This is a genomic window from Ectothiorhodospira magna (genome assembly GCF_900110965.1).
Taxonomy (GTDB): Bacteria; Pseudomonadota; Gammaproteobacteria; order Ectothiorhodospirales; family Ectothiorhodospiraceae; genus Ectothiorhodospira; species Ectothiorhodospira magna.
In genome coordinates this window covers 1-25,636 of the sequence record NZ_FOFO01000021.1, presented here as the reverse complement: position 1 = coordinate 25,636, position 25,636 = coordinate 1, and the positions used below count along the sequence as shown (strand labels likewise).

General features: G+C 61.4%; 21 protein-coding genes. 2 read left to right on the top strand and 19 right to left on the bottom strand.

The genetic code is table 11. From position 1 onward, the window contains the following. Positions 1 to 80: 80 nt before the first annotated feature. The 13 genes from BMX62_RS09460 to leuS form a co-directional block, all read right to left on the bottom strand. Entirely contained in the window at positions 81 to 2,297 is a 2,217-nt protein-coding gene (locus BMX62_RS09460) for a BspA family leucine-rich repeat surface protein (RefSeq protein WP_090207910.1), read from the bottom strand. Positions 2,298 to 2,339: 42 nt separating this feature from the next. Further along, entirely contained in the window at positions 2,340 to 2,495 is a 156-nt protein-coding gene (locus BMX62_RS12855) for a hypothetical protein (RefSeq protein ID WP_156055390.1), read from the bottom strand. Positions 2,496 to 3,203: 708 nt separating this feature from the next. Then, complete coding sequence (locus BMX62_RS09455) at positions 3,204 to 4,217, bottom strand: transposase (RefSeq protein WP_238375933.1); 1,014 nt, start codon at positions 4,215 to 4,217, stop codon at positions 3,204 to 3,206. Positions 4,218 to 4,369: 152 nt separating this feature from the next. After that, positions 4,370 to 8,206 carry a YhdP family protein gene (locus tag BMX62_RS09450; protein WP_090207908.1) on the bottom strand — a complete coding sequence of 1,279 codons (3,837 nt, stop codon included), beginning with the start codon at positions 8,204 to 8,206 and terminating at the stop codon, positions 4,370 to 4,372. Positions 8,207 to 8,242: 36 nt separating this feature from the next. Further along, positions 8,243 to 9,721: a ribonuclease G gene (rng, locus tag BMX62_RS09445; RefSeq protein WP_090207907.1), complete on the bottom strand. Its 1,479-nt coding sequence runs from the start codon at positions 9,719 to 9,721 to the stop codon at positions 8,243 to 8,245. After that, positions 9,718 to 10,314 (bottom strand): Maf family protein, encoded by a 597-nt coding sequence (locus tag BMX62_RS09440; protein WP_090207904.1) that lies wholly within the window; start codon positions 10,312 to 10,314, stop codon positions 9,718 to 9,720. The genes rng and BMX62_RS09440 overlap by 4 nt, the downstream gene beginning before the upstream one ends. Positions 10,315 to 10,373: 59 nt before the next feature. Next, the gene (gene rlmH / locus BMX62_RS09435; RefSeq protein WP_090207899.1) at positions 10,374 to 10,844 is read right to left on the bottom strand and encodes a 23S rRNA (pseudouridine(1915)-N(3))-methyltransferase RlmH; all 471 of its coding nucleotides are present in this window, start codon (positions 10,842 to 10,844) and stop codon (positions 10,374 to 10,376) included. Positions 10,845 to 10,849: 5 nt separating this feature from the next. Continuing rightward, positions 10,850 to 11,248, bottom strand: coding sequence for a ribosome silencing factor (rsfS, locus tag BMX62_RS09430; protein ID WP_090207897.1), 399 nt, complete (start codon positions 11,246 to 11,248; stop codon positions 10,850 to 10,852). Continuing rightward, complete coding sequence (nadD, locus tag BMX62_RS09425) at positions 11,230 to 11,889, bottom strand: nicotinate-nucleotide adenylyltransferase (protein ID WP_090207893.1); 660 nt, start codon at positions 11,887 to 11,889, stop codon at positions 11,230 to 11,232. The genes rsfS and nadD overlap by 19 nt, the downstream gene beginning before the upstream one ends. A gap of 18 nt (positions 11,890 to 11,907) precedes the next feature. Then, positions 11,908 to 13,182 (bottom strand): glutamate-5-semialdehyde dehydrogenase, encoded by a 1,275-nt coding sequence (locus tag BMX62_RS09420; RefSeq protein ID WP_090207890.1) that lies wholly within the window; start codon positions 13,180 to 13,182, stop codon positions 11,908 to 11,910. A gap of 5 nt (positions 13,183 to 13,187) precedes the next feature. Beyond that, positions 13,188 to 14,219, bottom strand: a complete 1,032-nt coding sequence (gene holA, locus BMX62_RS09415) for a DNA polymerase III subunit delta (protein ID WP_090207887.1) — start codon at positions 14,217 to 14,219, stop codon at positions 13,188 to 13,190. Positions 14,220 to 14,224: 5 nt separating this feature from the next. Next, entirely contained in the window at positions 14,225 to 14,707 is a 483-nt protein-coding gene (locus BMX62_RS09410; RefSeq protein WP_238375932.1) for an LPS-assembly lipoprotein LptE, read from the bottom strand. A 44-nt stretch (positions 14,708 to 14,751) separates the two neighbouring features. Next, the gene (leuS, locus tag BMX62_RS09405; protein ID WP_090207885.1) at positions 14,752 to 17,208 is read right to left on the bottom strand and encodes a leucine--tRNA ligase; all 2,457 of its coding nucleotides are present in this window, start codon (positions 17,206 to 17,208) and stop codon (positions 14,752 to 14,754) included. 338 nt (positions 17,209 to 17,546) lie between these two features. Here leuS and BMX62_RS09400 point away from each other — a divergent pair, with 338 nt between their 5' ends. Then, positions 17,547 to 18,071 (top strand): zinc ribbon-containing protein, encoded by a 525-nt coding sequence (locus BMX62_RS09400; RefSeq protein WP_090207884.1) that lies wholly within the window; start codon positions 17,547 to 17,549, stop codon positions 18,069 to 18,071. On the opposite strand, the gene lnt is transcribed toward BMX62_RS09400, so the two are convergent. From lnt to BMX62_RS09370, 6 genes are all read right to left on the bottom strand, one after another. Beyond that, positions 18,068 to 19,612, bottom strand: coding sequence for an apolipoprotein N-acyltransferase (gene lnt / locus BMX62_RS09395; protein ID WP_090207882.1), 1,545 nt, complete (start codon positions 19,610 to 19,612; stop codon positions 18,068 to 18,070). The two genes, BMX62_RS09400 and lnt, sit on opposite strands and share 4 nt — an antisense overlap. 4 nt (positions 19,613 to 19,616) lie before the next feature. Continuing rightward, positions 19,617 to 20,498: an HlyC/CorC family transporter gene (locus BMX62_RS09390; protein WP_090207979.1), complete on the bottom strand. Its 882-nt coding sequence runs from the start codon at positions 20,496 to 20,498 to the stop codon at positions 19,617 to 19,619. Between the two features lie 26 nt (positions 20,499 to 20,524). After that, positions 20,525 to 20,971 carry an rRNA maturation RNase YbeY gene (gene ybeY / locus BMX62_RS09385; RefSeq protein WP_090207879.1) on the bottom strand — a complete coding sequence of 149 codons (447 nt, stop codon included), beginning with the start codon at positions 20,969 to 20,971 and terminating at the stop codon, positions 20,525 to 20,527. Then, the gene (locus BMX62_RS09380) at positions 20,971 to 21,957 is read right to left on the bottom strand and encodes a PhoH family protein (protein ID WP_090207876.1); all 987 of its coding nucleotides are present in this window, start codon (positions 21,955 to 21,957) and stop codon (positions 20,971 to 20,973) included. Before BMX62_RS09380 ends, ybeY begins: the two co-directional genes overlap by 1 nt. A gap of 114 nt (positions 21,958 to 22,071) precedes the next feature. Continuing rightward, positions 22,072 to 23,403 carry a tRNA (N6-isopentenyl adenosine(37)-C2)-methylthiotransferase MiaB gene (gene miaB / locus BMX62_RS09375; RefSeq protein ID WP_090207873.1) on the bottom strand — a complete coding sequence of 444 codons (1,332 nt, stop codon included), beginning with the start codon at positions 23,401 to 23,403 and terminating at the stop codon, positions 22,072 to 22,074. Between the two features lie 75 nt (positions 23,404 to 23,478). Then, positions 23,479 to 23,880: a helix-turn-helix domain-containing protein gene (locus BMX62_RS09370; RefSeq protein WP_090207976.1), complete on the bottom strand. Its 402-nt coding sequence runs from the start codon at positions 23,878 to 23,880 to the stop codon at positions 23,479 to 23,481. A 66-nt stretch (positions 23,881 to 23,946) separates the two neighbouring features. On the opposite strand from BMX62_RS09370, the gene iscB reads away from it, so the two are divergent. Then, entirely contained in the window at positions 23,947 to 25,017 is a 1,071-nt protein-coding gene (gene iscB, locus BMX62_RS09365) for an RNA-guided endonuclease IscB (RefSeq protein WP_090207870.1), read from the top strand. Positions 25,018 to 25,636: the final 619 nt, after the last annotated feature.

Here is a 25,636-nt window from a genome sequence, read left to right as displayed (position 1 = left end):
TCGCAAAGCCCACCTCCGGCCTCCCAAAATAGGCGCACTGTCTCGAATGGGTCTCGCAGCATGAGGGAAATACGGGCGATTTAAATAAACATGCTCCAATCCGGATGAAAATCCGGGTTCAGGTTATTGGCGAAATCATCCGGCATATTGTCAAGTGAAGACACATCCCAATTTGAAATGTCCCGGCTGAAATTGTTTGCGTAGAAAAACATTTGATCCATGTTTTCGACATTCGACACGTCCCATTGATTCAGGTGTTTATTGAAGTTATTTGTATCCCTGAACATCTCACTCATATCCTTGACGCTAGAAACATCCCAATCATTGAGTTCTTGATTGAATGTTGTAGCACCCATGAACATCTGGCTCATATCGACCACATTAGAAACATCCCAGTAGCTGATATTCCCATTGAAGTCTGAATTCTTGAAAAGCCCGGACATGTTGGTGATTGAGGATGTATCAATGTCGAAGGCCGAACTGCTGAAGGTGTATGTTTCACCTGAATCTTCAATGGCATAACTACCATCGGCCACTGCAGCGAACAATTGCTCTTCGGTCACCTCCAGCATCAATCCCTTGCCCCAGTCTGGCAGCCAGTCTGGGTTGAATGACCAATTTATAAAGCCAAATGGCTGCGATGGGATCAGCGGAACAAACCAATCGCTGATGTCCTGATTGAAGGATTCGGCTCCGAAGAACATACTCCCCATGTCGGTAACATTGGAGGTATCCCATCCGCCGATGTCCTGATTGAAGGATTCGGCTCCGAAGAACATACTCCTCATGTCGGTAACATTGGAGGTATCCCATTCACCGATGTCCTGATTGAATGATTTAGCTCTCGAGAACATCCACCTCATGTCGGTGACATTGGAGGTATCCCATCCGCCGATGTCCTGATTGAAGGATTCGGCTCCGGAGAACATAATCCCCATGTCGGTAACATTGGAGGTATCCCATTCACCGATATCCTGATTGAAGGATTCGGCTCCAGAGAACATAGACCACATATTGATGACATTGGAAGTATTCCATCCACCGATGTCCTGATTGAAGGAATCGGCTTCCCAAAACATCCACCTCATGTCGGTGACATTGGAGGTATCCCAATAGCCAATATCTTCATTGAAATCTGTAATACCAGAAAATAACGATGACATATTTGTTATTTCAGAGGTGTCAATATTAAATTCAGAATCCCCAAATGTGTATAGCACCCCATCGTTTTCAATAGCAAAGCTGCCATCATTGATGGCGCTCTTAAGCTCCCACTTGCTGGTCACTGTTAAATAATTTGGAGGTTCAGTAGACTGTTCAAGTAGCTCACCATCCTGGTATTCATAAGTAGAGTCACCCTGAGTAATGCCATTTACAGTAAAGTCATTCACCTCAACAAAGAAATTATCCGGCAGCGAATCTTCAGCCTCGAAAGTAAATGCCAGCACACCTTCTGGCTGGCCATTGCTGGCAGAGATCGTATAACTGGCCTCAGTCATGCCACCCAATGTGGTGCTGAATGAAGAGATGGAAAGTGCGCCGCCCCCTTGTAGAGAAACACCGTCAAGGGTTGCCGATGCGGGAAAGAAAAGATTGAAGCTGATATCGTTGCTGCCTGTTGTCCATGTGTCTGTGAGCGGTAGCTCCAGCTTCACTGAATCATGAACAGGCTCCGGATCGGGAGTCGCCTCCACGTTCAGATCCTGCTCACCGGTGGTGTGATCCTCAGTGGCCATCTGGAGGGTGTAGCTGCCGATGCTCAGGTCATCTGCAGCCAGCTCGAAGCTGACCGTCTCGCTACTGCCTCCGTCCAGGGTGATGCTTGTGGTGGACTGCGCGACACCGTTCACCAGCAGTTCCACTGTCTGCGTGGCACTCTGCTCGCCGGTGTTGGTCACCACGGCAGTGACAGTTACGGCCGTGCCTTCCGCGACCGAATCATCACTCAAGCTCAGATCGCTGACCTGGAAGAATGCAGGATCGGGAGTCGCCCCGCCTTCAAGAGACTCTTCAAAGGCAGTCTGAGCCTCCTCTTTGGCAGCATTGATCTGATCATTATCATAGCCACCCATTGGCCCTGCGGCAGGTCTATCGCTAATCGGACTGATAACGAAAGTGAAAACCTTGGCGAGCGTCTCAAAGGTTGGAGTGATAACCACATCACCCTCCTCATCGACGTTTATTTGCCTACTCAGTATTCGGCTAAAAACACCTTTGAGGCTATCATTAACCGGGATATCGTTACCGGCTAAAGACTGCATGAAGGTGTTTGCAAATTGTTCCATGGCGTTATGCATTATTTTTCCTCAAATTTCTATGTCAAAAGCCGTTGTAGCTGTTCAGCCTGTTGCGGCCACCCGCAGGACTTCGAAGGGGTTCTGCACGCATAATTTGCTGGTTTCCCAACCGGAGCGGTTGATGCAGAAGGCACGGGTGCCCCCCATGGCCCGGAAGCCACCGATGACCTTCAGTTTCACCTTGATGGGGCGGACCATCCGCGCGGCGAGTTTTTTTGAAGGGGATTCTCCAGGCGGTCACAAAGCGCCAGATGGCATCGCGGAAGTCCTGCAGTCTCATTAGCAGGTTGGTGACCAAGTGCTGTTTGGGGTGGCCCCGATTTCCATCCTTGGAGATTCGGTGGCCAGTACATTGTCCTGTTCGCTTCTGTATCTCGATCCCTACATCGTCTCTGACCCGAACGTGGTCGCCGTTCTTCAGGGAAATAACCTCCATGCGCCAAAGCACCTTGCCGGTCGGAGACAATAGGAGACTGGCTGGCGATGGGTGCCAAGAGGCGCTGGCGCCCATCCAGGGTAAGCGTCGGGATGTTGCTGAGGTGGGGTATTGCGGTGGGGTACTGCATGTGGCGACCGGTCCTTAGCAGTTATGTGCTTCTGAAGCTAATTCAATCTGTAAGATATTTCAACGCCTTCTGTCAGGCTTTCTTGGTGGCGGGGCTGCCATGCATGGCCTTGGTTGTTCTGTCGGCTGGCATAATTCCCCATGCGGACCGCAGAGGGGGAGAGATGGATCCCCGGGAAATCGCCCCTCGACCTGGCCCACCAGCCCCCACATAATACTGTAAATGTGAACAGTATTCGTGGAGCCTGAATCCGTGGCCAACCTCGCCCGCCCGACCGGAAATCGGCCCTGGCAGGGGGGCGACCCCGCGAGCGATGCTGTGACCGGTGGCCAACCAGCGTTCAGGGTACCTGAAGGCGTTTATCCATGAAATTCGAGCCTTTCCAAGCAACATTTGGGGGTGATTCCCGGGGCCGGAGCCATGGGTATCCGCGCCGCCTGTGCGCCAGGCAGTGCGCACCAAAGCGCAACCAGACCTGACGGGCGTGGTGAACCAGTTGTGCCGGCAGGCTGATCAACTCCTGGAACACCGTGCGGATACGGCGGCGCTTGGCGGGATGGCGCACGGGCGAGTCATCGCCGATCAGCCCCTGCAGGCCGATCCAGCGCAGGACGTTGTACACGAAAGTGCCCGCTGCCATGACCAGGGTGTTGGTGTCGAACTTGCCGGAGGGCAGGCGCTCCAGGTCCATGTCGGTCTTGAACTCGGAATGGAATTGCTCGCAGGTGGCATGGCCGCGATACAGGGCGATGATGTCGTCATCGGACAACTCCAGGGAGGTCCACCAGCCCTCGACCTCCAGGTCGGGGAACACCAGCGCCTGACCCTTGCGGTCAATAGTGCGCTCCACCACGCGCATGACGCGTCGGAAGGTGTACTCCTGCCCTTGCCAGCTCCGGGTTTCGTTGACGCTGAAGGTGGCGATCCGCTTACCCTCGCGGGGCGCTTCCCACTTGACCTTGCTCGCCTCCAGGCCATCCGCATGCGCCAGCCAGTCAGCGGCCGACGCCTGTCGGGGGTTCCACTTGATGATGAAGTCGATATCCATGGCCGAGGCATCCATGCGCTGACGCAAGCGCGCTGCCGACAGCCCGCGCTTCAAGCCCATGCAGGACAGAAAGAACGGATCCTTGCGCACCCCCTCGGCGGCTTCAAAGTCGCTCTTGCCCAGGGTAAGCAGCCCCAGGTAGGTGCTGAGCACCTGACCATGGTCGGTGCCCCGGTAAGATCCCATCGACTTCACCGCCTGATCCAGGCGGGATGCCGCAATCGCCTCGCCAATCAGTGCCAGCCCCGCATGGGCGGTGAGAATCCGGCGCGGCGACTGCTCAAGGCGAGGTTTTTTGAGGGGCATCTGGGTTCACCCAACTGGTGCAACGGGAAGCCCCGATTTTCTCATTTATCTTGTTGTTTTTGAAGGCTAATCATGAAATTTGGCGAGATTTCGTCACGGATTCAGGCCTACGGAAAGAATACACAATGCAAGCATCGGTCCAGACAGGTCCGTCAGGGCGCCCGGCTCTGGGCCGCCCGGGCGACCGCTTCCACTCGTGGCGCCGCCCAGTCTCCCGTCACCCGATATTCCATCCGGGCAGCCTCGTCGATACGCTCCCCCACCCCCAGCATCCGGTCAAAGACAAATACCGCCAACCCGGTCACCGGCCCGCCAAGGAGGGCACCAGCCAGGGGCAGGGTGCCCTTGACACTGGGGGTCACGGTGATGGTCTGGTCATAATCCCGGGTCACCATCCCGGTGCGGCCCTGAATACGGACCCGGGCAGCCGGACTGTGGACCGTCAGGTCCGTGGTGTAGAGATGACCGTCCTGGAGCTGGACATGCCCCTGTAATCGGTCAAAGACGAACCCTCGCTGAAAAATATCCCGAAAATCCAGGGCCAGTCGCCGGGGAAGCAGGTCCAGACTGAACAGCCCCAGTAACCGGCCCGCACCGGGCTGCACTTCGCTAAGACGACCTTCATCCACCTGGACCCGGCCTGTGCCTGTCAATCCGGCCCAACTGACCTGGGTGGGGGTATCGGGCCATTGCAGCGCTGCCTGCAATTGGGCATGCCCACCCCGGAACACCGGCTGAATTCCCAGCAGTGCCAGGGTTTGCCCCAGATCGTCACTGGACAGGTCGATCTGTAATCGGGTGTCGTGGGCATCATCATCATCTTTGATCCAATGGCCCCGAGCCTCTCCCCTGGCCTGCCCCGTGGCGTCAGCCAGCACCAGCCGTTGCAGTTGCACACCCCCCGGGATGGTCTGGGTATTCATTTGCAGCCCGCGGAAATGCTGCGACCGCAGCATCAACCATTGGGCCGACAGACGCAGGGGCGGCAAACTGGCTGGATCGGGCCGTACCGGTTCGGCGGCAGTATGGGCCATCTGGCCGGAGAGCTGATCTAGGTCCAGCCATTCCAGATCCACCACCAGTTCGGCGTCGGTCTGGTGTGGCCAGTGGATGCGACCCAGCATCAGGGGAGAAGCCACCTGGGCCTCCCATTGGCCGGCCTCCCGACGGGCCTGCAGACTGATATCGTCAATCCGTCGTCCCATGAATTGCAGACGATCCAGATGCAGGTCCAGTGCCCCTGGTTGTGATGCCGTATCGGCAGGCGGTGAGCGGTCCAGGGTATCAAAGACCATCCGCCAGTCATCCAAAGACAGCCCGGACAGATGACCTCTGATCCGCCATCCCTGTTCCGGCAATACCGCCTCCTGCCCCCCCAGCCGTAATTCCCCCCGGTGCAGGGCACCGGCTGAATCCAGGGTAAACAACAGGCTCAGATGATCCCCCAGGGTGATCCGGGCCGGGGTTTCCGGGGTAGGGGTCAGGGGAAACCGGACCGTCAGGGGGCGGGCGGCTTCCGGGATTTTGGCCAAAGGGGGTGGCAAACTGGAGCGCACCCCCACCAGATCGGAATTCAAGGTCAACAGCCCCTGGGACCATCCGGCAGCGGGCACCTGCAGTTGTGCCTGCCAATGGGCGCTGCCATCGAGCCAGTCCAGCCAGGAAGCCGGAGCCACAGGCGCCAGCAAACCCGTGATCGGTTGCTGGCCCTGGGCATGGACTTCCAGGGCGCCGGAGGGCGCCCGGTGGAAACGGGCGGTCACGTGGGCGCCATTGAAACGGGCCGCCAGCTGGTCAGCCAAGGCGGCCTCTTCGGTGAACTCTACCGTCCCCTGCAGCGCCTCCAGCACCAGCGGCGGGTCGGCCAGGGCCAGTTGATTGTCCATGAAGGTCAGTCGCCCCCGCACCCTGTCTGGCTGGGTCAGGGTATCCCGGTCTGCCAGAGGGATGTGAAGTCCGATATCCAGACCCGCCTCTCCCTGGACCGAAATACCCGCCAGCAGGGATTCTTGTGCCTCTGCCAGGGGACTGGCAGTGACAAAACGCAGGTAGTCCTCCAGCGGACCCCGGATATGGCCCTGAATCCCGAGCACTGGCGCCTGCAGATCCATGATCCATGCCTGGGCGGCATCAATATGGGCACCAAAGACCTGGGCCTGTATCTCATCAATCCGCAGACCCTGATTGTGAAACATCACCGTGGCAGAGACGGCTTCCAGCCGGGGCCAGCCGGGTTCGTAATCCAACACCCCATCTTCCACCTTGGCCATCACCTGAAAGACCCCCTCATGGTGCCGGAAGGGAAAGTCATCGAACCGGCCCCGGAACAGCAACCGGGCCTGGGTAATACGCCCGTCCACAATGGCCTGGTCCAGCCATTGCCGGGACAGCTCGGGCATAAAGCCCTGGGGCAGGTAACGGGATGTGCGGGCGCCGTCACCATCCACCAGCACCAGTTGCAGGTCCATCTCCGGATCCGCCCCCAGATGGATCACCCCTTGCCCACCAAGTTGCAGGTCTGCATTGGCCAGCACCAGCTCCTCCAGAGCCAACCGATGCCCATCCGGTGCCGGCAACCAGCGTACCCGTCCCTGAAGGGTGTCGATGGGGAGCTTGTGGGGGAACTGGTCAGGCCAGCTCACTTCCAGGGCCGTACTGTCCAGCCACAGTTCACCGCCGGTTTCGGCAAAGGAAAAAGCCCCCGCCGCCCCGGAAACCCCTGGCCCTGGCCCCCAGGGGGCTACAGCCCCGCCCTGAAACCGCCCATCGGCAACAAAGCGCGGTTCGCCGTCATCGGGAATCACCAATCCCAGGCGGGTGGCTGTCAAGATGCCTCTGGGCGCCAGTTCCACCAGGGTGGGCAAGCCCGGTTGCAGGGTCTGTCTTAACCAGGGCTGATGCAGGACCAAGGGCAGCAGATCCTCCAGGCGCAGGTAATCCAGCCAGACGTTGACCTGTGTCCCCTCATCCACTGCCACCACACTCAGGTCCAGACCACCGGGCGGCCAGGGATCCCCCTGACGGGACACCACCAGTTCATCCACCCGCAGATCCCAGCCCCCCGGACGGGCCTGCCACAGCAGCTTCCCCGCCAGGGTTTCCAGTTCTGGTGTCGGCAATCCCGGTTCGGGAACGGGTGTCATGGTCAACTGCTGCACGGTGAGCGCCAGATAGGCCCGGTGGGGTTCGCCTTGCTGCCAGTGCAGCCAGACCTGACCATCCAGCTGCCCCCTGTCCAGCCCCAGGGTTGCCCGTATCTCCTCCGGCAGGCCCGCCAGGTTCAGCCCGTCTGCTTCGATAAAGGTATCACCGCTCCAGTCATCCCACTGGCCCCCGTGGTGCAGGTTCATCCCCAGCCGGAACGAATGGCCCAGTGTTGCCGGTAAAAAAACATCCCCGGCCAGTCGTACCTGCCCCGCTTCCACGGCAATATCCAGGTTCAGATCGTCGAACTGGTAATCCATACCCAGTTGCCGGTCTTCCCAGCGTAGCCGGCTTTCACTGAGGGTAAAGGCCCGACCCACCGCCAGGGCCAGCAGGTCGACCGGCAGCGCCTCGGTGGTGTCATCCCGGCGGGTCGGCAACCCCTCGGCCCCCCGCACCCGCACCCGGCCACTGTCGTCCCGCAACAGGTGCAGATCGGCCCCCCGCACCTGAAGATGGCCCAGAACCAGCCGTCCCTGCTGCAAGCTGCGCCAGGGGGCCAGCCCCAGATCCAGATGGTCCACTGCCAGCATCGGCCCCTCTCCGGCAGCATCATGGATGCGAACATCAGAGACAGTGATCCGGGGGGAGAGAATACGCCATCGGACCTGCAGCGCCCCCACCGTCACCTGCTGCCCGGACTGTTGGGACAACAGACGTTCCAGAGGACTGCGCAGTCCATCCAGCAATGGTGTACCCAGTCGCAATCCGGCCACCACCGTGGCCAGCAACAGCAGGCCAATGATCAGGATACGGGGGCTGGCGGCCAGGGCGGGTTTGAGCACGCAACGGGCTCCTTGGGGGCCGGGACAGGGGGTGAATCAAAGCAGTACGATGTCGAACTGTTCCTGGGTATAGAGGCTTTCTACCTGAAAACGGATGGGAATGCCGATAAATTCCTGCAGCTGGGCAACACTGGCGGATTCCTCATCCAGCAGCAGGTCCACCACCGCCTGGGAAGCCAGCACCAGCAGCTCCCGGGCATCAAACTGACGGGCCTCCCGCAGGATCTCCCGGAACATCTCGTAGCAGACAGTCTCGGCGGATTTCACATAACCGCGCCCCATGCAGGTGGGACAGGGTTCGCACAGCAGATGTTCCAGACTTTCCCGGGTGCGCTTGCGGGTCATTTCCACCAGCCCCAGGGGCGAGACATCACAGATCTGGCTCTTGGCGTAGTCCTTTTCCATCGCCTTTTCCAGGGAGCGCAGCACCTGACGCTTGTGATCCTCCTGGGTCATGTCGATGAAGTCGACGATGATGATGCCCCCCAGATTGCGCAGGCGCAGCTGCCGGGCAATGGCCTGGGCCGCCTCCAGATTGGTCTTGAAGATGGTCTCTTCCAGGTTGCGATGGCCCACGAAGGCGCCGGTGTTGATGTCGATGGTGGTCATCGCCTCGGTCTGATCGAAGATCAGATAACCACCGGACTTGAGCTCCACCTTGCGTTCCAGGGCCTTCTGGATCTCGTCCTCCACGTTGTACAGGTCGAAGATGGGGCGCTCGCCGGGGTAATGTTCGATCCGGTCCAGCAGTTCGGGCACATACTGGGCGGCGAACTCGCTCACCCGCTGCACCGTCTCCCGGGAATCGATGCGGATCTTTTCCAGTTCCATCCCCACCATGTCCCGCAGGATCCGCAGGGTCAGGGGCAGATCCACATAGACCTCGGAGCCGGCCCGGGCCTGGCCGGCCCCCTGCTGGATGGTTTGCCAGAGTTTGGCCAGAAACATCATGTCGTTACGCAGGGATTCCACTGGCGCAGCCTCGGCGGCGGTGCGGACGATAAAGCCATGTCGGCATTCCAGTTCTGCCTGGAGGGTTTCCACCGTACCCTTGAGGCGGCTGCGCTCACTGTCGGTTTCAATGCGGGTGGAGATCCCCACCGTGGCGTTACCGGGCATCAGCACCAGATAGCGGGAAGGCACAGTGATATAGGTGGTCAGACGGGCCCCTTTGGTGCCCAGGGGGTCTTTGATCACCTGCACCAGGATATCCTGGCCTTCCCGCAGCAGGCGCTGGATGGGTTCGGTCCGTTCCCGTTCTCCTCCCTGAAGTTCTTCCCGCTCCACTGGCGCCACGTCAGAGGCATGGAGAAACGCGGCCCGTTCCAGACCGATGTCCACAAAGGCCGCGTCCATCCCTGGCAGCACCCGGCTCACCCGCCCCTTGTAAATATTGCCCACCAGCCCCCGACGCCGGGCCCGTTCCATGCTGATTTCCATCAACACGCCATTTTCCACCAGGGCCACGCGGATCTCCTGGGGGGTGATATTCATTAGGATTTCCGTGCCCATCATTGGGATGCCTTCAGAGTGTCATGATCAATGGCGGATTTTAAACCGCAGCGGCGTAACAGTGCGCCCGTCTCGAACAGGGGGAGTCCCACCACACCAGAATAGCTGCCCTGGATATGGGCCACGAACAGGGCGCCCAGACCCTGAATACCGTAGGCGCCGGCCTTGTCGGCAGGTTCACCGCTGGCCCAGTAGGCCGCCCTGTCGGCGGGTGTCAGCTCCCGCAGGCGCACCTGGGTGGTGGACAGGGCTTGATGACAGCCCCCTTGATGAATCAGGGCCACGGCGGAGAACACGGTGTGGGTGCGGCCAGATAAACGGCCCAGCATGGCCAGGGCATCATCCCGATCCCTGGGCTTGCCCAGGATAGCACCATCGATGCTGACCACGGTGTCTGCCCCCAGCACCGGCCATGAACCGGCCAGGGCATCATGGGCGGTCTGGGCCTTGGTCACCGCCATGCGCCGGGCAAAGTCCTGGGGAGATTCACCAGCCAGGGGGATTTCTTCCACATCCACCGGATGGGCCTGCCAGGCCACACCGATCTGATCCAGCAGTTCACGGCGGCGGGGGGAGGCAGAGGCAAGGACAAGCATGGGCACATCTCCGGGACGGGCGCGGACGGGAAAGACCGGCACGGAGGCCGTGCCGAAGGTCAGGCCCGATGATAGGGGTGATGGCGCAACAGACTCCAGCCACGGTAGAGCTGTTCTGCCAAAATCACCCGCACCAGAGGATGAGGAAAGGTCAGGGGCGACAGGGACCAAATGAAGTCTGCCCGGCGGCGGCAAGCCTCGGACAGGCCATCGGCCCCTCCCACCAGCAGCGCCACATCCCGGCCCGACTGCATCCACTGATCCAGCTGTCGGGACAGGCCGGCGGTATCCAGATGGCGGCCCTGCTCATCCAGGGCCACCACCCAGCAGTCCCTGGGCAGGGCCGCCAGCAGACCCTCACCCTCCGCTTCCCGCAGGCGTTCCACCGGGGCGTTGCGGCCCCGGCGTGGAGAAGGGATCTCCCGCAATATCAGACTGCATTCTGCAGGCAGGCGCCCGGCATAGTCTTTATAGGCTTCATTCACCCAGCCGGGCATACGGGTGCCTACCGCCAGCAGATGAATACGCATCCCGGTCAGCGGCGCAGACGGCGCAGGGCGGCTGCCGGAGAATCGTCCTCCTGATCCTGGTCCGGGGTCGCCTGCGGGGATTCATCCGTCAACCACAGCTTCTCCAGACTGTAAAAGTCACGAACCTGGGGCAGCATCACATGGACCACCACATCATCCAGGTCCACCAGCACCCATTCCCCCTCCCGCTCACCCTCGGCACCCAGGGGCTGAACACCGGCGGCCTTTGCCTTCATGATGACGTTGTCGGCCAGAGATTTCACATGGCGGTTGGAAGAACCCGAAGCGATCACCATGGTATCGGTGAGGGCGGTTTTGCCCCGTACATCCAGGCACTGGACATTTTGGGCTTTCATGTCTTCCAGGGCCTGGAGGACGATCTGGGTCAGTTGTTCTGTCTGCATGCATCCCTCTGGGAGTGGGGTAGAAGATAAAGCTGGTGTTGTTGAATATAGGCCAGCACCGGTTCTGGCAACAGAAATCTTGGGCTGTGTCCCTGGGCCACCAGACCCCGGATGGCGGTGGCGGAAATGTCCAGTTGGGTCACCGGCATGTACAGGATACGCCCCGCCGGCGCGGTCCGCAGATCGGCGGGGTTTTCCACCTGCCGGGATCTCCCCCAGGGTAGATGCCGGGGGCCTGTACGCCCTGGCCGATGGGCCACCACGATATGGGCCAGATCAAACAGATCTTGCCAGCGATGCCAGGAGGACAAGCCGGCATAGGCATCCATGCCCAGCAGCAGGCACAGGGGCACATGGGCACCCAGTTCCTGGCGCAGGCTCTCCAGGGTATCCACACTGTAGGACGGGCCGCTGCGGGTCAGTTCACGACGGTCCACCGTAAAACCGGGATGATGGGCCACCGCCTGTTCCACCATGGCCAGCCGGTGCGCCATGGGGGCCTGGGGCCGGTGCCGATGGGGGGGCAGGCCACAGGGGATGAAACGCAGTTCATCCAGGGCCAGATGTTCGTAAATCTCCAGTGCTGGCCGCAGATGTCCAAAATGGATCGGATCGAAGGTGCCGCCCAGGACGCCAATCATAGGATCTTCGCTTGGTACTCAACCCCGCACATGACCATCCCCCAGAACCACATATTTGAGGGTGGTCAGACCATCCAGCCCCACCGGGCCACGGGCATGGAGCTTGTCGGTGCTGATGCCGATTTCCGCCCCCAGGCCATATTCAAACCCATCGGCAAACCGGGTGGAGGCATTCACCATCACCGAACTGGAGTCCACTTCCCGCATGAACCGCCGGGCGCGGGTGTAATTTTCCGTGACGATGGTATCGGTGTGGCGGGAGCCGTAGTGGTTGATGTGCTCGATGGCTTCATCCAGGCCGGGCACCACCCGGATGCTCAGGATCGGTGCCAGATACTCTGTCTGCCAGTCTTCCTCGGTGGCCGGGCTGATATCCGGCAAAAAGGCCAGGGTACGGGGGCACCCCCGCAGTGCCACCCCCTTGTCGTCAAACAGGGGCTTGAGGGCGGTCAAGGCTCTGGGGGCGATGGATTCGGCCACCAGCAGGGTTTCCAGGGTGTTGCAGGTGCCGTAGCGCTGGGTCTTGGCATTGAAGGTCACCTTGACGGCCTTGTCCAGGTCCGCGTGATCGTCGATGTAGACATGGCAGATACCGTCCAGGTGCTTGATCACCGGAATCAGGGATTCCTCGCTGACCCGGGCAATGAGTCCCTTGCCGCCCCGAGGCACGATCACGTCCACGTCGTCCTTCAGGCGCAGCAGGGCGCCCACTGCAGCCCGGTCGGTGGTGCCTACTACCTGCACCGCGTCGGCGGGCAGACCGGCCTGATCCAGACCCTCGCGGATGCAGTCGGCCAGGGCCCGGTTGGAATGAAACGCCTCGGACCCCCCGCGCAAAATGGCGGCATTACCGGATTTAAGGCACAGGCCGGCGGCATCCACGGTCACATTGGGCCGGGATTCAAAGATGATGCCGATCACTCCCAGGGGAACCCGCATCCGGCCCACCTGAATGCCACTGGGGCGATAATTGAGGTCGGAGATGGCCCCGACCGGGTCCGGCAGGGCAGCGATCTGGCGCAGCCCCTCGGCCATGGTGTCCAGACGCTCGGGATTGAAGGCCAGACGATCCAGCAAGGCCGCATCCAGGCCATTTTTTTCACCGGCCTCCAGGTCCTTGCGGTTTTCTGTCATCAGGGTGTTGGCCCGGGCCTCGATCAGTGCCGCCATGGCCAGCAGGGCGGCATTCTTGGCGGCGGTATCAGCCCGCAGCAGGCTCCGGGAAGCACTACGGGCCTGCCGGCCCATGTGCTGCATGTAGTCGTGGATATTGTCGATCACGGTATCTGCCATCGGTTTCAATAGGGGGGGATGCAACTCAAGGACGACGGCTGTCCTGCCAGTCCCAGGGTCAAGTCTAACAATTCATCCCAGGCACTGCCCGGCTTCTGCCCCTTGGCCACCTGATCCGCCCGCGCTCCGGCCTGCAGCAGCTGGCCCAGAACCGGCAGGGGCAAGCGTTTCAGGGCCTGCCGCATCACCGGCTGGCGCTGGGGTGGCCAGACTGACTTGAGCACCCCCTGGAGGGTGGCCCCCGCCGTCACCTGTTCCGACAGCCGGTTGAGGGTCCGAATCTCACGGGTCAGGGTCCAGGCCACCAGCACCGGGGCAATGCCCTCGGCCCGCAGGCCGGACAGGATGCGCACCGCCCGGCCTGCTTCTCCGGCCAGGGCCGCAGCGGTCAGGTCATAGACATTGAAACGGGCGCTATCGGTCACCGCCGCCAGCACCCCCACCTCGTCCACCGCCCCGGTCCCCTGCAACAGCACCAGTTTGTCGATTTCCTGGGCGGCCGCCAGCAGATTGCCTTCCACCCGCTCCGCCAGTAGCCGGGCGGCGCCGGCGGTGGGGTGTAAACCTCGCCGATTCATGCGCCGAATGATCCAGGTTTCGGTGCCGGCCAGGTCCAGGGGCCAGACCTGAATCATCACTCCGGCCTGTTCCAGGGCCTGACACCAACGGGATTTTTGCTCCTGACGTTCCAGCTTGCCGCACTGAACGATCAGCACCGTATCGGCGGAGGGTTGCCGGGCGCAGGCTTCCAGTACCTTGCCGCCCTGGACACCGGGTTTGCCGGATGGCATGCGCAGTTCCAGTACCCGACGCTGGGCGAACAGGGACAGACTTTCAGCGGCAGTTTGCACCTGACCCCAGTCAAATCCCTTGTCCACGGTAAACACCTCCCGGTCCTCGAATCCCTCGGCCCTGGCCCGCGCCCGGATGCCATCCACCGCCTCCATTGATTGCAATGGCTCATCGCCACTGACCAGATAAAGGGGCGCCAATCCCCGTTGCAGATGATCTTCCAGTTGCTCCGGCTTGAGTCGCATGGGTCCTAGGGGGTTTCGGCGGTGGCCCGCAGGCGCAGCAGGATCAATTGGGCCAGATCCCGGTTCATGGATTCTCGCAGCCGCTGTTCCTGTTCCGCCTGCCCCAGCACCCCTTCAGGATCGAACAGATAATCCCGGGTCAGGGTCAGGGTCTGCTCGGGAATCTGAAAATCATTCCCCCGCCCCTGCACCCAATAGCGCAGATGGGTAAATATTTCATACTCGGACACCTGGGCGTTGCGTCCCACGGAAAGCGCCCGCCGCCCGCTACGCAAATCCTGGATATGCAGTTCAGCGGTGGCCTCCCCCAGGGGCACCAGCATGACCCCGGCACCGTTCAAGACCAGTTGCAGGTCGATGAACAGGGGGTTGGCAGCACTTAATCCGGTGATGGCGGTACGGGCCATTTCCGGGGGCACGTCGGTCCCGCCCCGCAACTGAAAGCCACAGGCCAGCAGCAGCAGGCTCAGCATCAGCACCAGCGCCATCTGCCCTGATCTGAATGGCCACGGTCCCAGGCCCCGGCGATCCATCAGCGGGCCACCACGTTCACCAGTTTGCCGGGGACCACGATGATCTTGGCCACGGTTTTGCCGTCAATATGCCGTTTGACGTTGTCATCGGCCAGGGTCAGGGTTTCGATGGTGGTGCGTTCGGCCCCGGTGGGCACCCGCAGGTGGCCGCGCAGCTTGCCATTCACCTGAATCACCAGTTCCTGGGTGTCGCTTTCCAGGGCCGCGGGGTCCACCTGGGGCCAGGGGCGATCCACCAGGGCATCGGGATGTCCCAGTTCGGCCCACAGGCGATGGGTGATATGGGGCACCATGGGGGAGAGCATCAGCACGATGGCCTCCAGGGCCTCCTGCATCAGGGCGCGCCCCTGGGGCGTGGCATCCTCGAAACGGCTCAGGTCATTGAGCAGTTCCATGCAGGCGGCGATGGCGGTGTTGAAGGTATAACGCCGGCCCATGTCATCACTCACCTTGGCGATGGTCTGATGCAGCTTGCGACGCAGATCCGCCTGGGGCTCGGTCAGGGACGAGGTATCCAGGGCCGGCGCAGGGCCGGCACTGACATGGTCATGGACCTGTTTCCACAGTCGCTTGAGGAAACGGGACGCCCCCTCCACCCCGGAATCGGACCATTCCAGGGACATTTCCGGCGGCGCGGCGAACATCATGAACAGGCGCACCGTATCGGCACCGTACCGCTGGATCAGCTCCTGGGGATCCACCGTGTTGCCCTTGGACTTGGACATCTTGGCCCCGTCCTTGAGCACCATGCCCTGGGTCAGCAGGTTGGCGAAGGGTTCATCCCCCGGCACCAGCCCCTCGTCCCGCATCAGCTTGTGGAAAAAGCGGGCATAGAGCAGGTGCAGCACCGCATGCTCAATGCCGCCCACATACTGATTCACCGGCAGCCAGTGACGGGCCCGCTGGTCCATCATGGCGCCGTCGTTGTCCGGGCAGGCGTAGCGGGCGTAATACCAGGAGGACTCGAAGAAGGTGTCGAAGGTGTCCGTTTCCCGCTCCGCCTCGCCGCCGCAGCGGGGACAGGAGGTGCGATAGAATTCGGGCATTTTCTTGATTGGGGAACCCACGCCGTCGAAGGCCACGTTCTCCGGCAGCACCACCGGCAGCTGGTCTTCGGGGACGGGGACCGGACCGCAGTCCGGGCAGTTGATGATGGGAATCGGGCAGCCCCAGTAACGCTGCCGGGAGACACCCCAGTCCCGCAGCCGGTAATTGACCCGGCGCCGCCCCCGGCCCTCGGCTTCCAGCTGATCGGCGATGGCATTGAAGGCGCGGTCAAAATCCATGCCGTCAAACCGGCCAGAGGCCAGCAGAATGCCCTTTTCGGTGAAGGCTTCCTTGTCCAGGTCGATGGCCTCGGCCCCGTCGGCGGGACGGATCACCTGCCGGATGGGCAGGCCGCAGGCCCGGGCAAACTCCCAGTCCCGCTGGTCGTGGGCGGGCACCGCCATCACCGCGCCGGTGCCGTATTCCATGAGCACGAAGTTGGCCGCCCACACGGGCACCTTTTCCCCGGTGATGGGATGGATGGCCTTGAGACCGGTGGCCACGCCCCGCTTCTTCATGGTGGCCATGTCCGCCTCGGACACCTTGGTGTGGCCACATTCCTCGATGAAACCGGCCAGGGCCTGGTTGTCCTCGGCGGCCAGGGCGGCCAGGGGGTGTTCCGGCGCCACCGCCAGATAGCTCACCCCCATCAGGGTGTCGGGGCGGGTGGTATAGACGGTCAGGGGGGTGTCGTGACCCTCTACCTGGAAGACCACTTCCACCCCTTCGGAGCGGCCAATCCAGTTACGCTGCATGGTGCGTACCTGCTCCGGCCAGCCGGTCAGGGTATCCAGACCATTGAGCAGCTCTTCGGCGTAGTCGGTGATGCGCAGGAACCACTGGGGGATCTCCCGGCGTTCCACCGGGGCACCGGAGCGCCACCCCAGGCCGTCGATGACCTGTTCATTGGCCAGCACGGTCTGGTCCACCGGGTCCCAGTTGACCACGGCGGTTTTTTTATAGACCAGTCCTTTTTCAAACAGGCGGGTGAACAGCCACTGCTCCCAGCGGTAATACTCGGGCCGGCAGGTGGCAATTTCCCGGGACCAGTCGTAGGCAAACCCCAGGCGCTTGAGCTGGCCACGCATGTAGTCGATGTTCTCGTAGGTCCACTGGGCCGGGGGCACGCCGTGCTTGAGGGCGGCATTCTCGGCGGGCAGACCGAAGGCATCCCAGCCCATGGGCTGGAGCACGTTGCGCCCCTGCATGCGCTGGTGGCGGGCGATGACGTCGCCGATGGTGTAGTTGCGCACATGGCCCATGTGAAGCCGCCCACTGGGGTAGGGGAACATGGAAAGACAGTAGAAGGGTTCCCGGTCATCCTCTTCCTGGGCACGGAAGCAGTCATGGGCTTCCCACCAGGACTGAGCCTCGGTTTCGACGACTTCGGGTTCGTAATGTTCTTGCATGGGGTTCCACCGGCTGAATCTGGGAATGCACGGGCCAGGGGCGCGGATCACCGCGGCGTTGTCCATGGCTCCGGGAAGACCGGCAAGGATAGCGTGACTGCCGGGGGGTCACAACTTCCGGGGTATGGGTGGAATGCGTGAAACCTGGTGTACTCTTGGCAGTATGGTGGCAGATATGAACACAGGGTCAGGCCGTGGCCCCGTCGGCGGGACGCCGTGAATACATCCCTGTAGGCTTGATTGCCGCGTCCCTGCGGCAAACACCCGCCGCCAGGACCACGGCCTCCCCCTTCTGCAACACCGACCCTTTCTCATGTGCAATGCTGGAGCTAGACATCATGTCGGATAAACAAAGCGAACATCCCATCCGGGACGGACTGGTCCATGCCTATGACCGGATGCTGGAACGGGTGCGGCATGGGGTGGAAGTGGCAGAGGAAAAGACCGGCCCGACCCTGGAACAGGCCATCGAGGACGCCCGTCACAAGGCGGTGGAACTGGGCGAGGCCACCCGGGAGGAAGCTCACGATCTGGCCGAATACATCCGCCGGGATCTGCATGACATCGGCGATTACCTGAACGAGTCAAGCCGGGATTTTCGCACCTGGTTTCGCATGGACCTGCAATTGGTCGAAGCCCGGATTCTGGATCTGCTGTCCTCCATCGCCGACCGCACCCGGGTGGAACTGGCGGAACTGGAGGCCCGCGCCCGGGCGGTGGGTATCTGGCACACCGGCGAGGTGGCAGCCCCTGGCGTGCTGGTGTGCCAACACTGTGATACCGAGTTGCATTTCACCCGAAGCGGGCGGATTCCTCCCTGTCCCAAGTGCCACGGTACGACCTATCGCCGGGACCGGGATTAGCCGGAAAGCCGGGACCGCCGGGCACCGCCCAGCAACAGCCCCGCCACCAGCACCATCAGCCCGGTGACCACCAGCCAGTTCCCCCATAGGGCATAGGGGGTACGCCCCTCCCGGGGCTGTGCCCAACTGGTCAATACATGGGGCTGAAACTGGGGTGAACGGTCACGAATCCGGCCTTGATGATCAATCACTGCCGAGATCCCTGTGTTGGTGGCCCGGAGCATGTCCCGTCCCGCTTCCAGTGATCGTACCTGGGCAATTTCCAGGTGTTGATGGGGGGCAATGGAATCTCCAAACCAGGCGTCGTTGGTCACGTTCACCAGCATCTGCGCCTGGGGCAGGGCACGGATGATCAGGTGGCCGAAGGCATCCTCATAACAGATGGATGCCCCCAGCACGATCCCGGCGGCCTCCAGGGTGTAGCCACCATGCCCTTGGGACAGGTCCGCCATGGGCAGTTCGATATAGCGTTCCAGCCACTCCAGCCATCCCCGCATTGGCAGGTATTCGCCAAAGGGGACCCGCTTGCGTTTGTGGTAGAACTGGGGATGGTCGGCATCCACCTTGACGATGCTGTTGAACATGCGCCGGGTGTGGTGTTCGTAAGTAAAGATGCCGGCCAGCAATGCACCACCATGAATACCGGCCTCAGCCGCCAAAGGCAGGAAGAAATCCTCTTCCAGAGCGTGATAGAAACTGGGTACTGCCGTCTCGGGCCAGAGGATCAGATCGCTGCCGAAGGCCGCTTCGGTGAGTTCCCCATACAGTTTCATGGCGGTCACCCGCGCCCCCGGACGCAGCTTGTCCTCCTGGGCCATGTTCCCCTGCACCAGGCTGACCTGCAGCGGCTCGCCCACGGGCCGGGTCCATTCCACCTGGGTGAGTCCCAGCCCACCCAGCCACAGGACCCCCACCAGCCCCAGGGCCGCCACCAGTCGCCGAGGCCCACTCACCACACCCCAGACCAGGGCGCCGGCCATCATGGCCGCCACCAGGCTGGTGCCGAAGACTCCCAGCACCGGCAGGTAGCCGGCCAGGGCCGTATCCCGCTGGGCCGTCCCCAGCAATAGCCAGGGGAATCCGGTGAGGAGCCAGCTCCGCCACCACTCAAACAGCACCCACAGGGCCGGCACCAGCACCACCAGATGCACAAAGGGGGTGGTCCGCCCCCGCAGACGGGCGACCAGATAGCCCAGCAAGGCCGGAAACAGGGCCAGCAGCATGACAAAGCCGGCGGTGATCAGGGCCGCCAGAGGGGCAATGGCGGCGCCGAACAGGTGCAGGCTGTAATACACCCAGTAGACCCCCGCCCCGAACAGACCCAGGCCGAAGACATAACCCCGCCAGGCCGCCTGACGGGGTTGCGCCCCGGCCCAGAGCAAAAACAGCAGGGCCGGTGCCAGCACCCCCAGCACCCGGATTTCAAAGGGGGCAAAGGCCGGCACCAGGGCGACCCCGGCCAGCAGGGCCAGCAGCAGAACCCAGCGGGGATGACGTTCCAGCAGCCGGATCAGGGGCAGGGTGGACAGTGTCTGGGGCATGGCATCAGGGGGATGGAGCAGAGATCATTTCGGCGGGGGGAATTTCCCGGTAACTCAGTTCCAGCAGATGCACACGGCGGTTATCGGCCCGCAGCACCCGGATCCGGAAACGATCCAGATTCAGTTCTTCACCCCGTTTGGGGACATGGCCAAAACGATGGATCACAAATCCACCAATGGTGTCGAACTCGTCATCGCTGTAGTCGGTATTGAAATAGGCGTTGAATTCCTCGATGGGCGTCAGGGCTTTTACCGTGAAGCGGCCATTGGCGTGACGGAGGATATGGGTCAGAAAATCCTCGATGTCATGCTCATCGTCGATTTCGCCGACGATCTGTTCCAGCACATCCTCGATGGTCACCAGTCCCGCCACGCCGCCGTACTCATCCACCACGATGGCCATGTGATTGCGGCTGTTGCGAAATTCCTTGAGCAGCACGTTCAGGCGCTTGCTTTCAGGCACAAAGACGGCGGGGCGCAGGATATCCTGCATGTCGAAAACTTCCTGACCGTCCTTGACGAAATAACGCAGCATGTCCTTGGCCAGCAGGATACCCACCACCTCGTCCCGGTCGTCACCGATCACCGGAAAGCGGGAATGGGCCGAGTCCGCCAGGGTGGTGACGATGTCGTCCAGGGCAGCATCCCGCCGCACCACATCCATCTGCGCACGGGGGATCATGATGTCCCGCACCTGCATCTCGGAGACCTGCATCACCCCCTCGATCATGCCCAGGGCATCGGGGTCGATGATCTGGCGCTGATGGGCACTGCGCAGCAGTTCCACCAGTTGGGCACGGTCCCTGGGTTCGGCCCCGGACAGGGCCAGGGTGAGACGTTCCACCCAGCTACGGGCGGGAGGTTCGCTGGAGCGATCAGTATTCATCATTTTGCGCGAGAGGTCGGAAGGATTCAGTACGCATAGGGGTCTGCATGGCCCAATTCTGCCATGAGCAATGTTTCAATCGTCTCCATCACCTCGGCCTCGGCCTGGGACAGGTGATCAAAACCGCGCAGATGCAGTACACCGTGGATCACCAGGTGCGCCCAGTGGCTCTGCACCGGCTTGCCCTGCGCCGCCGCCTCCCGGATCACTACCGGAGCGCAGATCACCAGGTCACCCAGATGGTCCACGGGCACACCTGGTGGTGCCTCGAAGGGAAATGACAGCACATTGGTGGGACCGGACTTGCCCCGGTATTGATGATTGAGCTGGCCACTTTCCGTCTCATCGGTGATGCGGATCAGCACCGACCCGGCGCAGCCCTGGCAGGCCAGATCCACCCAGCGCCGAAAGCTCGCCGGTCCGGGTATCCCCTTGCGGGGTACCGCGTATTGTAATGACACATCCCGGGACATCAACGGTCCTTGCGAGACGACTCGCTCGCGTCATAGGCCTCGACGATGCGCTGCACCAAGGGGTGGCGCACCACATCCCGGGCAGTAAAGAAGGTGAAGCTGATACCTTTGACATCCTGCAAAATCTCGATCACATGGCGCAACCCCGACTGGCGGGGGTGGGGCAGGTCTGTCTGGGTGACATCACCATTCACCACCGCAGTGGACCCAAAACCGATACGGGTCAGGAACATTTTCATCTGTTCCGAGGTGGTATTCTGGGCCTCGTCCAGGATCACGAAGGCATCATTGAGGGTGCGCCCCCGCATGTAGGCCAGGGGCGCCACTTCGATGACATTGCGCTCCATCAGCTTGGCCACCTTTTCAAAGCCCAGCATTTCGTAAAGGGCGTCGTACATGGGCCGCAGATAGGGATCGATCTTCTGGGCCAGATCGCCGGGCAAAAATCCCAGCCGTTCCCCCGCCTCCACCGCCGGACGCACCAGCACCAGCCGCCGTACCCGTTCCGTTTCCAGGGCCTCGCAGGCGGCGGCCACGGCCAGGTAGGTCTTGCCCGTGCCCGCCGGCCCGATGCCGAAGTTCAGGTCATGGGTACGGATGTTGCGCAGGTAGCGCAGCTGGTTGGCACCGCGCCCCCGGATCACGCCCCGTTTCAGATGCAGCGGGGTTTCATCCTCGTCTGCCTGGGCATCCTGCTGGGCCAGCAGACGATCAACCCCCGAGGCCTGCAAATGCAGATGGACTCGGGCAGGGTTAAGGGTTTCCTTTGCGGTGGCCCGGTAAAGATCCCGCAGCACCTCGGCCCCGGCCTGGGCCGTCTGCGGGTCACCAATCACATTGAAGCGGGCGCCCCGGTTGTTGATTTCCACGCCCAGGCGCTGTTCCATGAGCCGTAGGTGCTCATCAAACTGACCGCAGAGATTAGCCAGACGCAGGTTATCGGCGGGCGCCAGGGACAGTTCCACGGTCACTGGAGAGGCCGCCATTTGAGAATCGGCAGAAGTGTGAGTCAAGGCAGGTTCAGACCATCAAGGCAGGTTGTGTGTCCACGGAGTATAGCCTGTCCAGCCGCTCGCGGCGGCCTTCGGCATCGGTTCGGGTTATTCGTCAGGCACCCGTTCCCCCCGCAGTGAATGACTCAGGGCCTGGGTAATGCGCACCGGAACGAATTGTCCGATACAGTCCGGATCCGCCGGAAAGTTCACCACCCGGTTGTTGCCAGTGCGTCCCGCCATCCAGCGCGGATCCTTGCGGGACGGGCCTTCCACCAGCACCGATTCCACCTGTCCCACCATGGCTTCACTGATGGCCTGGGCGGAGGCATTGATGGTGTCCTGCAGGTGTTGCAGGCGTTGCTTCTTCACCAACAGGGGTACGTCATCTTCCATCACCGCCGCCGGAGTACCGGGACGGCGACTGTAGATAAAACTGAAGGACTGGTCAAAGCCGATGTCATGGATCAGTGCCATGGTGGCCTGAAAATCCGCTTCCGTTTCACCGGGGAAGCCGACGATGAAATCCGAAGACAGACAAATATCTGGCCGGGCCTCGCGGATACGGCGGATCTTGGACTTGTACTCCAGGGCCGTGTGTCCCCGCTTCATGCCCGCCAGTATCCGGTCAGAACCGCTTTGTACCGGCAGGTGCAGATGGCTGGCCAACTGGGGCACCTCGGCGAAGGCGCGGATCAGGCTGTCGGAAAATGCCACCGGATGGGAGGTGGTAAAACGGATGCGCTCGATCCCGTCTACCGCCGCCACATAATGAATCAGGAGGGCCAGATCGGCCATTTCCCCATCATGCATGGGGCCTTGGTAAGCGTTCACATTCTGTCCCAGCAGGTTCACCTCCCGCACCCCCTGGGCCGCCAGCTGGGCCACTTCCGCCAGCACATCATCGAAGGGCCGGCTGATTTCCTCGCCCCGGGTATAGGGGACAACACAGTAGGTACAGTATTTGCTGCACCCTTCCATGATGGACACAAACGCCGTGGGGCCGTCGGCCCGGGGTTCGGGCAGAGCATCGAATTTTTCGATCTCCGGGAAGGACACGTCCACCACCGGATCCCGTCCCTCTCTGGCGCTGTTGAGCATCTGGGGCAGTCGGTGCAAGGTTTGGGGACCAAAGACCATATCCACAAAGGGGGCGCGGGTCCGCAGCAATGCCCCTTCCTGGCTGGCCACACAGCCGCCAACACCGATCACCACGCCGGGGCGCTGTGCCTTGATGGCCCGCCAGCGTCCAAGCAGGGAGAAGACCTTCTCCTGGGCTTTTTCCCGAATGGAGCAGGTGTTGAGCAAAAGCACATCCGCGTCCATGGGATCGTCTGTTAACTCACCCCCATGGGATTCACGCAGCACGTCCAGCATCTTGCCTGAATCGTACTCGTTCATCTGACAGCCGTGGGTCTGGATATAGATTTTGATACGCATGGATTGATACCTTCTACACGGGTGACTGCTCCCCGCCCTAAGCGCTGACGCGCCACGGGCGAGGCTTCCCACTTCTCAGGCAGCAGCCGGCGATGTGCCGGACTTACGCAAGCCTCCATGGGCAGAGACGGACAGCCCTTCCGCCTTCAACTTTACTATGCCTTGATGCTTGATGTTCAGCGCCGCGTTGATATCCCGGTCATGCTGTGTGTGGCAGGCCGGGCATTCCCACGACCGGACGCTCAACGGCATGGCATCCCTCTTGTGCTGGCAGACATACTTGCGCGATTTCTTGGCGACCGGCAACAGCTTCTTGATGTCGTGTTTGGCGCTCAACGACTGGCCGTGGTGTTGGTAGCGATGGGATATGATGCGAAGGCCGGTGTTATAGACAAAGCGCACCGCGCCGAACTGGCAGTTCAGAAATGCCGCCTGTTCGGTCGTGGGGTAGATGCGTATCTTCGTGGCCTTCAGCATGTCAGTGCTCGCTGCTAAAATAGACATAGATTAAAGGCTATAACGGGGGATTTCAAGTGAGTGCGGATGCAGTCTACCGACGAGGGCGGCACAGCGTCACTCGTATTCCGCGCTTCAGCAAGAGCGCTGCGCCGCAATCGACGCGCCCGGAAGACTCGCTATCGCCAGGCGCGGTTTCTGAATCGTCGCCGGGATCGAGGCTGGCTGCCACCTTCCGTCCGCCACCGGGTGCAAACCACCGAAACCTGGATCGCCCGCCTGCGACGCTGGAGCCCCGTCACCGCCCTGAGTTTGGAGAGGGCCAGGTTCGATACCCAGCTTCTCGAAAACCCCGACATCGAAGGTGTGCAGTATCAGCAGGGCACCTTGGCGGGCTACGAGCTGCGGGAGTACCTGCTGCTTCGCCACCGCCACACCTGCGCCTACTGTAATGGCCTTTCTGGCGACCCGATCCTGGAGCGTGAGCACGTTCACCCGCAAAGCCGGGGCGGCTCAAACCGTATTGCCAATCAGGTCATCGCTTGCCGCACCTGCAATCAAGCCAAGGGCAGCCGTACCGCTGGAGAGTGGGCCGAAACGCTGGGACGGCGTACTACACTGGACCGCACCCGCAAGGCCAACGCCGAAGCCGTGCAGGCAGGACAGCGGCCCAGCCTCAAGGACGCAGCAGCCATCAATGCCACGCGCAACGCCCTGGCCGAGCGGATGCAAGCCACCGGCCTACCGGTCGAGACTGGTACCGGCGGTCAGACCAAGTACAACCGGACCCAGCTCGGTTACCCGAAGGGTCACTGGATTGACGCGGCTTGCCTTGGAGCGTCCGGAGAAGTCGTCCGGCTGAACCCGGAACAGCGCCCTCTCACCATCAAAGCCACTGGCCATGGCAAGCGCCAGCATGCGCGACTCAACCGGTTTGGATTCCCCCGGGGCCATAAGCCGCAGGCGCGCTCCTATCGCGGCTTTCGCACTGGCGATCAGGTCAAAGCCGTAGCCGGCAAGGCGAAAGGATGTGCTGGCCGAGTCTCCATCCGATTCCGGCCCTGTTTCGTACTGCAGCAAGCGACCAACAGAATAGACGGGATTCACCCCCGCGACTTGATCGTGCAGCAGCGGAGTGACGGTTACGCTTATGTCTAAAGCAAGAGACGGCGCTTCCCCTCCCACCAAGCCCGATGGGCTATGGTGGGAGCACCCGCGCCGAATTTTGGTGGAGAAGGCGAACTTTTCGGTGGTGGTTTTGTGTCGGGTCATGCAGGTCAGCCGCAGCGGTTACTACGCGTGGTGTCAACGGGGGCCGGATCCGGACAGAATCCGGCGGCTGGACATGGTCAAGAGCATCCACGATCGTATCAGCAACATTTTCTAGCGGTTGCTGCTTAATCCGTGTCCGCTGCGACTTGACCAGAACAGTGCGCTACCGCAGTCTTGCAAAGAACATGGCCCACCAGATGAGGCTTTTTCATGCTGGCGAACCTGTACTTGGTGCGACGATCCTTGTGTACGTCGTAGGGCCGTTGCGCCCGGAGTTCGGTAAAAGGATGTAAACAGGCCGCACAGGGCCGTGAAAATGGCCTCTGTAAGGTGAAATTCCACGTTCGTGAGAGCGATCGCAGTCATGAAGGATTCATGGCCTTGCTTTGCATGACTTATTCAGCGTATCCCTAAGCTGACTGACTGGAGAAAGTACTATGTCAATGAATGTTGAATTTGCCCGTGCCTACCTGAAGGAACTGGCCGGCGAAAATGCCAACTCGAC